This window comes from Cutibacterium sp., from assembly GCF_030525615.1.
Lineage (GTDB): Bacteria > Actinomycetota > Actinomycetes > Propionibacteriales > Propionibacteriaceae > Cutibacterium.
Genome location: NZ_JAUNEJ010000006.1, coordinates 69,705 through 82,263, shown reverse-complemented (window position 1 = coordinate 82,263; position 12,559 = coordinate 69,705). Strand labels below are relative to the sequence as shown.

Below are 12,559 nucleotides of genomic sequence, written 5' to 3'. Positions count from 1 at the left end.
CCTTTCCTGCCGGAGTCTCCGGCTCGCCCGTCAGTGGGCGGAGTAGTTGGGTGCCTCGACCGTCATCTGAATGTCGTGCGGATGAGACTCTCGCAGACCAGCCGACGTGATACGCACGAAGCGACCCCGCTCGTGCAACTCATCAATGGTGCGAGCGCCGGTGTAGAACATCGACTGCCGCAGCCCGCCGACCAACTGATAAGCCACCGCGCTCAGCGGGCCACGGTAGGCGACCTGCCCTTCGATCCCCTCAGGGATGATCTTGTCATTGGCGGTGACGTCACCTTGGAAGTAGCGATCCTTGGAGTAGGACAGCTTTTCTCCGCGCGCCGACATAGCACCCATCGATCCCATACCGCGGTAGGTCTTGAACTGCTTGCCGTTGATGAAGGCCAGCTCACCGGGAGACTCCTCGCAGCCAGCCAACAACGACCCGAGCATGACGGAATCAGCACCGGCGACCATGGCCTTGGCGATGTCACCGGAGTACTGCAGGCCGCCGTCACCGATGACTGGCACGCCGTACTGGCGAGCAGCGCGTGACGCGTCGAAGATGGCAGTGACCTGTGGGACGCCAACGCCGGCCACCACGCGGGTGGTGCAGATCGAGCCTGGTCCAATACCGACCTTGATACCGTCAGCTCCCGCCTCGCACAATGCCTTGGCGGCCTCGTAGGTGGCGATGTTTCCTCCCACGACGTCGACGGATTTGGCAGCAGGCTCGGCCTTGAGCTTGGCGATCATGTCAAGAACACCCTGGGTGTGGCCGTGAGCGGTGTCGACGACGATGAGGTCAACCCCTTCTTCCACCAAAGCCATGGCACGCTCCCAGGCATTGCCGAAGAAGCCGATGGCCGCACCTACCCGCAACCGACCCTGTGGGTCCTTGGTGGCATGGGGGTATTTATCAGCTTTGACAAAGTCCTTCATAGTGAACAGTCCGCGCAGCTTGCCGTCGGCATCGACCAGCGGCAGTTTTTCGATCTTGTGCGCGGCCAGCAGGGAAAGAGCGTCAGACGGCTTGGTACCCACCGGAGCAGTGACCAGCGGGGCCGGGGTCATCACCTCACGAATGGGCCGGCGCGGATCCTCTTCAAAGCGCATATCACGGTTAGTGATAATGCCGACGAGGTTCTCTTTATCGTCAACGACCGGTACTCCGGAGATGCGGTAGGTATGGCACAGTTCTTCGACATCGGCCAAGGTGGCGTCCGGGGAGATGGTGATGGGCTCGTCAACCATGCCAGCCTCAGAACGCTTCACCTGATCGACCATCGCAGCCTGGTCTTCGATGGACAGGTTGCGGTGCAAAATCCCGAGGCCCCCCTCGCGGGCCATCGCCACTGCCATCCGGGTCTCTGTCACGGTGTCCATTGCCGCACTGACGAGCGGTATGGCGATTTCGATATGACGAGAAACCTTGGTCGTCGTATCGACCTGGGAGGGGATGACGTTACTCTCAACAGGCTGCAGCAGGACGTCATCGAAGGTGAGGGCCAGCGGTGCCAGCTCCTCAATCGTGGTCGGGCGGGAATCCGAGGTCATGAGCCACCTTTCGCCGGGATAGACATCATCCTATCGTCGGTGGCACCGATTCGATCACTTCGAGCGGGGCCACCGGTCGGTGTCCCCTCTCGTTGTCCCCGGCCATTGTTATCGCGCGGCCGTCACGAAAGCCCGCGCCTTCGGGATCTTCCAGACGATGAGGTAGCCGACGATGACCAGCGGCAGGCACACGTATGGCGACCAATACCACTGCAGATAGGTCAAGATGACGACGGCCACCACACCGGCAGTGATGACGTCGCGGTGGGTGCGACGCAGTTGAACCGAGGCCACCATGGCCAGCGCTCCAATGAGATACCAAGGCTGCAGGGAGGCCCCAAAAACCACAAAAGCAATGATGACGCCGGCCTGCAGCCGCAGCGGGCTGCCCAGCTGACCAACGGCGTCATTGCGGCGTCCCACTGGTGGGACGGGACCCCAACGGCCCCAACACCACACCATTGCGGCGATGGTGAGCACCAAACTGATGGCGGTAGCCGGACCGACCATCTGATCCAATGGAATACCGCCGCTTCCTCGCAAAACCTGGACGACGAGAGCAATAGGTGAGTCGCTCGTTACGGAAACGGGATTACCGGCAGTGGAGTTGAGCCATCCCAGCCCCAAACCGCGAATGGCGGAGATCCCACCGAAAACAGCCAGCGCCGGGACGGCTGCCGCAGCCGTACGGACGCAAAGGGCCGACCAGCAATGTCGAGTGGGCCAGCGGTGACTGCCATGACGCACAGCGTTGACGTGGACAAGTGCGACAACACCGACTCCAGCCAGCACACCTGGCTGCTTGACAGTGCCAGCCAGACCGACGATCACCCCACCGGCGACCAGTCCCAACCATCCTCGCCCGGACAAGGTCAGCCGGATTGTCACGACCAGGGCCACCAGTGACACGCCGACCTGGAGACCGTCATTGTGCATACCACCGATGACGCACAAGATCGTCAAAGGGCAACACACCGCGAGCCACAGCGCGCGATCGGAATCTACGTCGGCATATCGGGCAAGCTGTGGCACCGCCCAGAACATGAGGGCGGCGCCCACAAGTGCCGGGACGCGCATGAGCAGCACTGACCACAACGGATCGGCGTGAGCGATCGTCACCATCGCGGCCTGAATCCACAGCGATCCCGGTGGATATACCGCCGTCGTCCCACGCCACGGAGTGTCGACGGCCTGACCGAGCACACCTGCCATGCCCTGCGGAACCGTATAGGGGTCCATACCTTGGGCTAGGACCCACCCTTGAGCGGCATAGGCCCAGCCATCCTGGCTGAGCAGAGGCGGGGCGGCCAGCAACGGTACCGACCATGCGACGACGGTCAGAAGACGAACGCCGACCAGCTTGCGGGAGCGCAGCCAGGCGATAATCATGGCGCTCAGACCGACGACGCCGCTGGCAGCCACCGCCACACCGCTAAGACGTACCTGCTCTGGCATTCCGGCGTCGGGAGACCCCCATCCCCACACCACCATCATGACGGACCCGACGAATCCCATCACGATCACCTCGACGAAACGGCGCCGATCGGGGCGGGCATGGCTCAACGCAGGTTGAGAATCATGAGGGCGGGTGGCTGTAGTCATCAGGAATCAGCGTACGGGAACCGCATGGCCAGATGACGTCGGAAAGCGCTGGTGTCGAGCGTTTTGAGCCACATTGGCACGCTCACCCGCTAAGGTGCACACGGCGGTTGTGTTCCGCTACTGGTGCGACCCTGCCCTTGATGTGGGATGTGTGGTGTGGTCGTGCCCGCCGGGCTTCTGGTCCCTGTGGGTGTTGAGATCGCTCGCGAAATGGTCGCTCACTGCAGTGTTGCCGGGCTCGGTGTCCAATGTCGTCAACGGATAGGACTATTCGTGCCAATTGGCAGCATGTCATCGCCCGTTTCCACAATTCTCGAGACCTCGGCTCCAGCTCCTCTGAGCTTGGATCAGGCCATTGACGAATTCTTCTCCCCCGTCGCCACCGCCATTTCTGACGCGGTCTTCTGGGCCGTACCGCTGCCCGGAGGCAATGAGTTTCCGCTCATCTTGGCATGGCTGCTGGTAGCCGGCGTCTTCTTCACGGTTTACCTGGGCTTCCAGCAAATCCGCCCCGCCTCGATCCGCCATTCCAGTCATGTGATGCGGGGCCATTTCTCCCGCCATACCGATCCCGGTGATGTCACCAGCTTCCAGGCTCTCGCCACCGAGCTGTCAGGCACCGTCGGACTGGGAAATATCGCCGGTGTCGCCATCGCCATTTCGACCGGGGGTCCGGGTGCATCTTTCTGGATCGCGGTAGCTGGCCTGGTCGGAATGAGCGTCAAAATGTCCGAGGCGACCCTCGGGGTCAAGTTCCGCGTCATCAACGAGGACGGAACCATCTCTGGCGGCCCGATGTACTACCTGCGTGACGGTCTGGCCTCGATCGGCAAACCCAAGCTGGGTCGTGTCCTCGCCACCATTTTCGCCATATGTACCGCCTTCGGCGTCATCGGCGCGGGCAATATGTTCCAGTCCAACCAGGCCGCCTACCAGCTGGCGATGTTTGTCGGCGGCAAAGACTCGTGGATCGGCACCCACATGTGGGTCGTGGGGCTCGTATTCGCGGTCCTGGTCGGCATCGTCATCGTTGGCGGCGCGTCCAAGATTGGCGCAGCAACCTCCAAGATTGTCCCCTTCATGGGAATTCTCTACACCATCATGTGTCTGGCCGTGATCGGCGCAAACATCACTGAGGTCGGTGCCGCCTTCACATCCATCTGGTCAGGCGCCTTCACCGGGCAGGGGATTACCGGAGGCGTCCTCGGCGTACTCATCGTCGGTGTTCAGCGTGCTGCCTTTTCAAACGCCGCAGGTGTCGGTACCGCTGGCATTGCCCATTCTGCCGTGAAGACCCGTCGTCCGGCCCAGGAAGGCTTCGTCGCGATGTGGGAGCCGTTCATCGATTCTGTCGTCATCTGCACCATGACGGCCATCACGATCATCATCACCGGTGTCTACAAGGCCCCCGACGCCGATGGCGTTCAAATGACCGCCCGTGCTCTCAGAACGGTCGCCCCGTGGTTCAGCTCCCTACTGACGCTAGCCGTACTGCTCTTCGCCTTCTCAACCATGTTGTCCTACTCCTTCTATGGCAAGAAAGCTGTGGGCTTCTTGTTCGGTAACTCGGCCACCGCTGAGCACATTTACAACGCGATCTTCCTGATCTTGTTGGTTGTCGGGGCCGCCACCAATATGACCTCGATCCTCGGTCTAGCCGACGCCATGCTCTTCCTCATGGCGGTTCCGAACGTACTGGGCATGTACTTCCTGGCCCGAGTGGTCGCTCGCGAGATCAAGGGACATCGAGAGCGCCTCGACGCTGGCGTCATTCCTCAGGTGCCTAAGGAGGCCCAGGCCGGCATGATGGTAGCCAACGAGGCCACCCCGGAACAGCTGAAGACTGCCGACCAGGAGTACGCCCTGCGAGCAGCAGCCATGGACGCTCGCAGCGACAAGCTGAATCTGGGGCACACTGCCCCCGATACCGAACGCGACTACCTGGAACACCTGCCTGAGGACCATGAGCTGTTCGACACCATGGACCGAGAAGGCAAACCGCTCAAAGACTGATGTCATAGGAGTGTCGTGCATATCGGCCCGGGGAGTGTTCCCCGGGCCCTGGTGCATATTGCGGTTGGTACATCGTGGAGTTCGCACAACGTGAGCGCCACGCCGACCGCCCAATCGCCGGTGGTCCCCACGCCACAGGTAGCAACCTCATGACCGCACCCGTCACACCGGCACGAACAAGTCCCGTGCAAGTCCCGTGGAATCTTCGAAAGAATCATCGCCTCGTGCCACCCCAGATGGCACGTGCCCCCGGATTTATCGGATTCTCCACGCACGTGCCGAGTCACGCCACCGGTTCGCCAAGCGTCAAGCGGACCACGACCTATGGGCACACAACAACGGACCCCAGAACCGTGTGGTTCTGGGGCCCGCAGCGATCAGCGAGGATCAGTGACTCACTTGTCGTCGTCCTCGTCCTCTGGCTTGTCCACCACGAGGGTCTCAGTGGTGAGCAACAGAGCGGCAATGGACGCGGCGTTGGCCAGGGCGGACCTGGTCACCTTGACAGGGTCGATAACGCCGTCAGCGATGAGGTCCACGTACTGGCCGGTCTTACCGTTGTAGCCGTGTCCGGGTTCCATCTCGGCGACCTTGGAGACGATGACGTAGCCAGGCTCGCCACCGTTCTCAGCAATCCAGCGCAGGGGCTCGCGAACGGCCTTGGCGACGATCTGGACGCCGGCCTTCTCGTCACCCTCGAGATGGAGGTTCTCGTCGAGCACGTGAGCCGCATGAATAAGAGCGGAGCCGCCACCGGCGACAATGCCCTCCTCGATAGCTGCACGGGTTGCGGAGACAGCGTCCTCGATGCGGTGCTTCTTCTCGTTGAGTTCAACCTCAGTGGCTGCACCCACGCGAATGACACACACGCCACCGGCGAGCTTGGCGATACGCTCCTGGAGCTTCTCGCGGTCCCACTCCGAGTCAGAGTTGTCATACTCAGCGCGCAGCTGAGCGACGCGTCCCTCGACGTCGGCCTTGGCCCCGGCACCGTCAACGATCGTGGTGTTGTCCTTGGTGACGACAACCTTCTTGGCACGGCCCAGAACCTCAAGGCCCACCTGGTCGAGCTTGAGCCCAACCTCGGGAGCGACGACCTGACCACCGGTGAGGGTGGCGATGTCCTGCAACATGGCCTTGCGGCGGTCACCGAAGGCCGGAGCCTTGACGGCCACCGAGTTGAAGGTGCCGCGAATCTTGTTGACGACGAGGGTGCTCAAGGCCTCCCCGTCGACGTCCTCGGCCACGATGAAGAGGCTGCCGTGGGCGGCAATGACCTTCTCCAACAGTGGGAGCAGGTCGTTCATCGACGAGATCTTGCCGGAGTGGATGAGGATGTAGGGGTCCTCAATCACGGCCTCCATGCGGTCCTGGTCTGTGACCATGTAGGGCGACAGGTAGCCCTTGTCGAACTGCATACCCTCGGTGAAGTCAAGTTCGGTGCCGAAGGTCTGAGACTCGTCGACGGTGATGACACCATCCTTGCCAACCTTGTCGAAAGCTTCGGCAATGAGGGCACCGATCTTCTCATCACGGCTGGAGATGGTGGCGACGCTGGCCATGTCCGAGGTGGTGTCGATGGCGCGGGAGATGGAGCGAAGCTCCTCCACCACGGCGTCGACGGCCTTCTCGATGCCGCGCTTGAGGCCAACCGGGTTCGCCCCGGAAGCCACGGCGCGCAGTCCCTCGTGGACGAGGGCCTGAGCGAGCACGGTAGCGGTGGTGGTTCCATCACCGGCCACGTCGTTGGTCTTGGTGGCGACTTCCTTGGCGAGCTGGGCTCCGAGGTTCTCGTACGGATCGGTGAGGTCGACCTCCTTGGCGACGGTCACGCCGTCGTTCGTGATGGTCGGGGCTCCCCACTTCTTGTCGAGAACGACGTACCGGCCCTTGGGGCCAAGGGTCACCTTGACGGTGTCGGCGAGGATGTCGACGCCGCGCTCGAGGGAGCGACGCGCCTCCTCGTCAAACTGAAGCTGCTTGGCTGCCATGTATCAGCGCCTCACTTCTCGACGACGGCGAGGATGTCGCGAGCGTTGAGGAGCAGGTACTCCTGGCCGTCATACTTGACGTCGGTGCCGCCATACTTGGAGAAGATGACGACGTCACCCTCCTTGACATCCATGGGAACGCGAGTGCCCTTGTCATCAACGCGGCCGGGACCGGCGGCGATGACCTTGCCCTCCTGCGGCTTTTCCTTGGCGGTGTCCGGAATGACGAGTCCGGAAGCGGTGGTCTGCTCGGCCTCGAGAGGCTGGACGAGGACTCGGTCCTCGAGTGGCTTGATCGTGGTTGCCACGTCAAGACCCCTTTCTACTGAAGACGGATTATGTCGTTGTCTCTCGCCAGGGGTTGCGAGCCCCGAGCGCGACGGACCTTCTGCGTCGCGGGTGCTTCAGGTCCGTTGGCACACTCACCACGAGAGTGCCAATCACGAAAGTACACCCGCAGTTGGCACTCAGGCAACGGGAGTGCCAGAAATGGTCTGTTCAATCTCGCCAAGTATCACTTGGGTCCGTGATACTTCCAGAACTCGTCGGGGTCTGGCGGTGGCTGCTGGCTGGGCTGAGCACCCCGCCCAGAAGCCGGGTCTTGACCTGCTTGGGGACCGGTGGTTGTACTGCCCGGAAAACTACCCCACGGTTGGCCTGGTTGGTGCTGGCCCGGACTCTGGTGAGGCGGTTGTTGAGTCCGTGTGCTGTCCTGGTAGGGGCGGCTGTCCTGATAAGGCTGGCCCCTCCACTGGTGAGGCTGCTGATTCTGAGGCTGTCCTGCGTACGGCATCGCCGGCCGGGAATCATCCTTGTCTGACTCGCTCTTATTCTTACGCACAACGCCCACAGCGACCCCGGTGGCACCGAGCGCGACTGCCACAACCAAGATCCAAACCCACACCGGGGCACCTTTCGAGCGCTCACCTGTGGCACTGAGACCGGCGCTCGAAAACACGTCATGAGGATCGGTCCAGGTGACGGTACTTCCGTCGACCGTGCTGGAACCCGAATGGCTCAGCACCTTGCCGGGAAACGTGACGGACAGCGTAAACGCAGTAATTAGGCTCGTGTCACGGGGCACACCGACACCAGCGACATCATCGAAATAACCGGCATCCATCGTGAAGGTCACCTTGTCCTTGTCGAAGATGATCTTGCTGCCGACACCAGCGTTGAACTCGGTTGCCGTCACGTCGCTGGAAAAGGTGCACCCGATGTACTGATCGTCTTCGAACTCCTCGCCCTTCGCATTCCTGACACCGCTACCCAAACCGTAGACGTCACTGCAGTCGGACAGTTCAGACATGATGTTCTGCTGCGACATTGAGGCCGCCGACTTGGACATACCCATCGTGACCTTCACATGGATGTGGTCCTCGTCCTTGATGTCCATCGCCGCGTCGATTTTGACGCAGCCGGCAAGTAATACCAGGGGCAGGAGAAACAGGACGGCGTAGCGTCTCAGGTGGCGCGAAGCACTCAGCATGGTGCTATGCAACCATTCAGCGCATTACCATGCAATCGTTCAGCACAATGCCCTCATCCAGCACAATGCCATCATCCAGTACAGCTCCATGCAATCACAGGGACGGGATCTGAGGATAGGCCCGTAGACGAACGTCATCGTCACGTTAGGAGTCGCCATATCAGCATTTCTCACCGCCGCTGATACTGCCGCGCGCGGATATCTCGGCGCGGCGCAGACGTCATGGTTCCTGGATGAGCTCGAGACCAGTGCGGATCTGGGCCAGCTTCACGACACGGTCGAGAACTCCCTATGCGTGGCCAGAAGGTGTATTCTGCGCCCCCTACGAAGACTCGTCCTTCTTTTTCTTGCCGGCTACTGAGCTGGTCACCACTGCCGCAACAGCACCACCACCCGCAGCAATCAGCACGCCAAGGACCACCCATGCCCAGCCAGGAAACTCACCTTGTCGCTTACCTGAGGCCTCCAAACCCGAATATGATTCCAAGTCTTCGATGCTGGTCCACGTTACAGTCTTACCGTCGACCTTGCTCGATTCAGAATGGCTCAAGACCTCGCCGGGAAAGGTCACAGAAACCTTGAAATTAAAAGTCCTGGATGTGCTTCCCAACTCCAAGAAGCCCAGCTCAGGGAAGGCATCGAGAACTTCTAAACCATCCACATGGAATCGAATCTTGTCATCATCGAATGCGATGAAGACCGGCCCTTCACCTTGGAAACTCCGCGATGGTGATTGCGACGGGGTCGTGGGTGACGATTGGCCACTCAGCTCGCGGGCCGTCATCGTGCCGGTTACCGTACAGCCCACGTGACTGTCATTGTCAAAGGGCCTCACCGTCATCGTGCCAGCAGCAATCCCATCGAAAGAATGCTTGAGCTTTGAACAATCGCGAAACTCTTTCAGGACCTCCGCGCTCGCACCTGCCGTGAACTCGTTGAGCGCCGACTTGAGAACTCCGACCGTTATCGCCACACCAATATGGTTTTCATCCTTGATGACGAAACCAACGTTGAGTTTTCCGCAACCGGACAGCAGGAGGAGTGGGGCCAGCAACAACACCATGAAGTATCTTGCTGAGCGCCGAGTTGTCACCATAATCACATAACACCACACATACGCAAATTGGCTGCACGTCCACAGCGACCATGCACCTGTTGTTAAACCCGGCACCGGTCCAGGTCTTCACCAGCTAACCGGACCACATGGAACAGGTCCACACCTGCAACCGTCTCACGGACCTCTTCGGCGGCGGAGGACTCGTAGCCGGTATCACCGCCACGTTCAACCCCCACCCGCTGAACTGTGAAGAGCTGGATACGTCTCCGGCGTCACCGAATTCGGTCACACACCACCGCCCTCGCACCGTGTCGTTTCGCACCGTCTCGATTAGCACCGTGTCGATTCGCACCGTCTCGTGCTGGAGTGCAGATTAGAGTGACGGCATGTGGCCCAGAAGGCTTGAGCTTCCGTCTCCACGTAACAGGATCCACATCAACACCGCGCTTCTTGATCTCGACCGTCCCGACGTGATGATCGCGCACCCAGGAACGTAGGGTCCTGACGTCTAGAGGAAGCACGTCCTTAACAGCAAACCACGTCAACCACGCAGAATCGACAGGGGTGTCTGCCGTAAGGTACGCAATGCCGTCGGACACCATACACAGGGAATCATCGATCGCCGAAAGACTGCCTGCCCGGATAGCCGCCGGATGAGGCTCTGCCACAAAAGAGCACAGCTCACCAACCTGCGGATCGGGCAGCGCGCCGGGCAGCTCGAGCACCCGCTCGGAACTGACGAGAACGGCCCGATCCCCCTGCCAACGATCGCCACATCCAGCCCACAGCGTCGCCTCAACCAGATCCCCTCGATGACCCACATAGGTGACGGGTTTATCTGGCAACTGAGAACGATCGACGCCTGGGCCAAGCTTGACGACGCTGGGCGCCACGCCGATCACCTTCTCAACGAAGGACCACGGCGGCTGGACATCTTTCAAACGCCATGTCCGTCCCCGGCCTGTGCGGCGAGCCGGATCCATCATGACGACCGTGGTGTCCGGTGCGTCCGCAAGCAGGTTGTCGACGACCTCAGTCGCATTCGCGCACAGTACGCGAGCCCCGGGCAGATTATGGCGGGCGAGTTCAGCGGTCGCCGAATCAATCTCGACGGCGGTCACCCTCAACCCGGCGTCAAGGTAAGCCCTGGAGTCAGCGCCGCAGGCACAGCCCAGGTCAATAACATCAGTGAAACCCGCCGAAACGAGGCATTGCGCACGCCATCGGGAGACGTCGCCACGGGTAGCCTGCTCCAGGCCGTCGCGGGTCCACAGCATATCCGCCCCGGCTGGACCAATTTTGTCGACGGCACGACGTCTCAGGCTGATTTGGTCGAGGGCCGCAGCAGCAAGATCGGCGTCCATGTGACGACGCAGCCTGGTCGCAGCGGACAGCGAATCCGGATCAGCTTCGGCGCCAGCAAGGCTGAGGGCTTCGTCCCCCTCATCGCTGGCCAAACGACGTGCCACAGTGTGATCCACACTGCCACCATAGAGGTACTTCCGGACAGGTTGGGTACAATCCTCGGTCGAGACATCGCTTTGCATTGTTTTCCGCACGAGGAGCACACAGTACGGTCGTGGCTATCACCACTTACGAGAATCAACCGAGCTTTACCCAGCGCCCGCAGCCTCGAGAGTCCAGGGACGTGACTTCCGAGGATGGTTCTCCACACCGTTCTGCCGGGTGGTACATCCATCACTTCATCGGCTCCGCCTTCCAGCTCGCAGCTATGGTGACGACCTACTATGCCTCGCGCACTGAGCCCCTCAGCATGGACTCCCAGGCCACCATCAGCTGGACCCTGATCTTCATCGCGGTCATCGTCATCCCCGGTCTGCTAACCGTCGCAGAATCATTCGTGAAGCCGGACGGTACCGGTCAGGACGTCGTTACCGCAGTGACCCTCATGCTGGCTCTCGGCGGCATCATCGCTATGGGGATCCTCGCGGCAACACCGATCGTCACGACTCCAGTGGCCTTCTCGATTCTCCTGCCGGTGAGCTTGGTGCTGACGATCATTGCACCCTTCAGCCTGCCGGGCAGCAATCCGCGTGCCGACAGCATTTTCACCGAAACCCATTACGGAGCATGGAGCTCCCGGTGGGTCGGCCCGGTTGTCTGCCTGATCCTGTGGATCGCCGGACTCGCTGGCTGAATACGGCCTTCACCGATAACGGCGTTGTCACAGGATTGAGTAAGACCACCCTGTGGGATGACCACCCGAATACGGAAGGCAGCCGTGGAACTGGGTGATCCCAACATCGAAGACCAGCGGCAGGAAGTAGCGGTCCCCCTCCCACATCGGCAGGTCATCGAGGGAGTCGACCCGCTCCCAACTCAGCGGGCCTTCCTCGTTTGCGTCGGGGAGGGTCGGCGCAACGGTATGCCATGCGTCAATGACGAAGATGAACCCGAAGTGGTCTTCCCCATGTCGTCCGAATCCCGGCCAGGAGACAGTCCCCCGTAATCGCATGGCGTCGACCTCGATACTGGCTTCCTCGCGCAGTTCTCGCTTCATACCAGCGACGACGTCTTCTCCCGGTTCCACCTTGCCGCCAAGACCGTTGTACTTCCCCAGTTGTTCGTCGCCGGGGCGGGCGATTCGGTGCACCATGAGGACGCGCTCGCCGTCAGAGTGCATAACGAAACCAAGGGTGGTGAGGATCGGTGTCATCATGAGGTCATTTTCTCAAGAAGTAGGACACGACGAGCCACCAGCGCATATCCGCACCCGCCCAGCTCATCAGCCGCCCCTCAAAACCAGGCGAGGAACTCGGCATACCCGCCCGCCCGTGGTATCCCCGGGAAAACTCTCGTCGCACGCCACGACGGCTGGCAGAACCTCACCAACCTCACGGA

Annotated in this window: 11 protein-coding genes; 2 read left to right on the top strand and 9 right to left on the bottom strand. The window is 61.1% G+C overall.

What is annotated here, in order from left to right; genetic code table 11:
• Window positions 1–30: 30 nt before the first annotated feature.
• Together guaB and mptB are read right to left on the bottom strand one after the other, a co-directional pair.
• Window positions 31–1,545, bottom strand: a complete 1,515-nt coding sequence (guaB, locus tag Q4B98_RS09115; RefSeq protein ID WP_303196914.1) for an IMP dehydrogenase — start codon at window positions 1,543–1,545, stop codon at window positions 31–33.
• A gap of 108 nt (window positions 1,546–1,653) precedes the next feature.
• Window positions 1,654–3,147 carry a polyprenol phosphomannose-dependent alpha 1,6 mannosyltransferase MptB gene (gene mptB / locus Q4B98_RS09110; RefSeq protein ID WP_303196912.1) on the bottom strand — a complete coding sequence of 498 codons (1,494 nt, stop codon included), beginning with the start codon at window positions 3,145–3,147 and terminating at the stop codon, window positions 1,654–1,656.
• Between the two features lie 288 nt (window positions 3,148–3,435).
• Between mptB and Q4B98_RS09105 the strand changes: the two genes are divergently transcribed.
• On the top strand, window positions 3,436–5,160 hold the full coding sequence (locus tag Q4B98_RS09105) for a sodium:alanine symporter family protein (RefSeq protein WP_303196911.1): 1,725 nt from the start codon (window positions 3,436–3,438) through the stop codon (window positions 5,158–5,160).
• 395 nt (window positions 5,161–5,555) lie between these two features.
• Here Q4B98_RS09105 and groL read toward each other — a convergent pair whose 3' ends face one another.
• From groL to Q4B98_RS09075, 6 genes are all read right to left on the bottom strand, one after another.
• A complete protein-coding gene (gene groL, locus Q4B98_RS09100; RefSeq protein WP_303196910.1) occupies window positions 5,556–7,151 on the bottom strand; it encodes a chaperonin GroEL in 1,596 nt (531 codons plus the stop codon).
• A gap of 11 nt (window positions 7,152–7,162) precedes the next feature.
• A complete protein-coding gene (gene groES / locus Q4B98_RS09095; protein WP_303196908.1) occupies window positions 7,163–7,459 on the bottom strand; it encodes a co-chaperone GroES in 297 nt (98 codons plus the stop codon).
• Between the two features lie 206 nt (window positions 7,460–7,665).
• Window positions 7,666–8,640 (bottom strand): hypothetical protein, encoded by a 975-nt coding sequence (locus Q4B98_RS09090; RefSeq protein WP_303196907.1) that lies wholly within the window; start codon window positions 8,638–8,640, stop codon window positions 7,666–7,668.
• Window positions 8,641–8,962: 322 nt separating this feature from the next.
• The gene (locus tag Q4B98_RS09085; protein ID WP_368492337.1) at window positions 8,963–9,736 is read right to left on the bottom strand and encodes a hypothetical protein; all 774 of its coding nucleotides are present in this window, start codon (window positions 9,734–9,736) and stop codon (window positions 8,963–8,965) included.
• Window positions 9,737–9,798: 62 nt separating this feature from the next.
• A complete protein-coding gene (locus Q4B98_RS09080; RefSeq protein WP_303196905.1) occupies window positions 9,799–9,933 on the bottom strand; it encodes a hypothetical protein in 135 nt (44 codons plus the stop codon).
• A 36-nt stretch (window positions 9,934–9,969) separates the two neighbouring features.
• Entirely contained in the window at window positions 9,970–11,178 is a 1,209-nt protein-coding gene (locus Q4B98_RS09075) for an SAM-dependent methyltransferase (RefSeq protein WP_303196904.1), read from the bottom strand.
• Between the two features lie 251 nt (window positions 11,179–11,429).
• Here Q4B98_RS09075 and Q4B98_RS09070 point away from each other — a divergent pair, with 251 nt between their 5' ends.
• Window positions 11,430–11,855, top strand: coding sequence for a hypothetical protein (locus Q4B98_RS09070; protein WP_303197007.1), 426 nt, complete (start codon window positions 11,430–11,432; stop codon window positions 11,853–11,855).
• 27 nt (window positions 11,856–11,882) lie between these two features.
• Here Q4B98_RS09070 and Q4B98_RS09065 read toward each other — a convergent pair whose 3' ends face one another.
• Window positions 11,883–12,377 carry an 8-oxo-dGTP diphosphatase gene (locus Q4B98_RS09065; protein WP_303196902.1) on the bottom strand — a complete coding sequence of 165 codons (495 nt, stop codon included), beginning with the start codon at window positions 12,375–12,377 and terminating at the stop codon, window positions 11,883–11,885.
• Window positions 12,378–12,559: the final 182 nt, after the last annotated feature.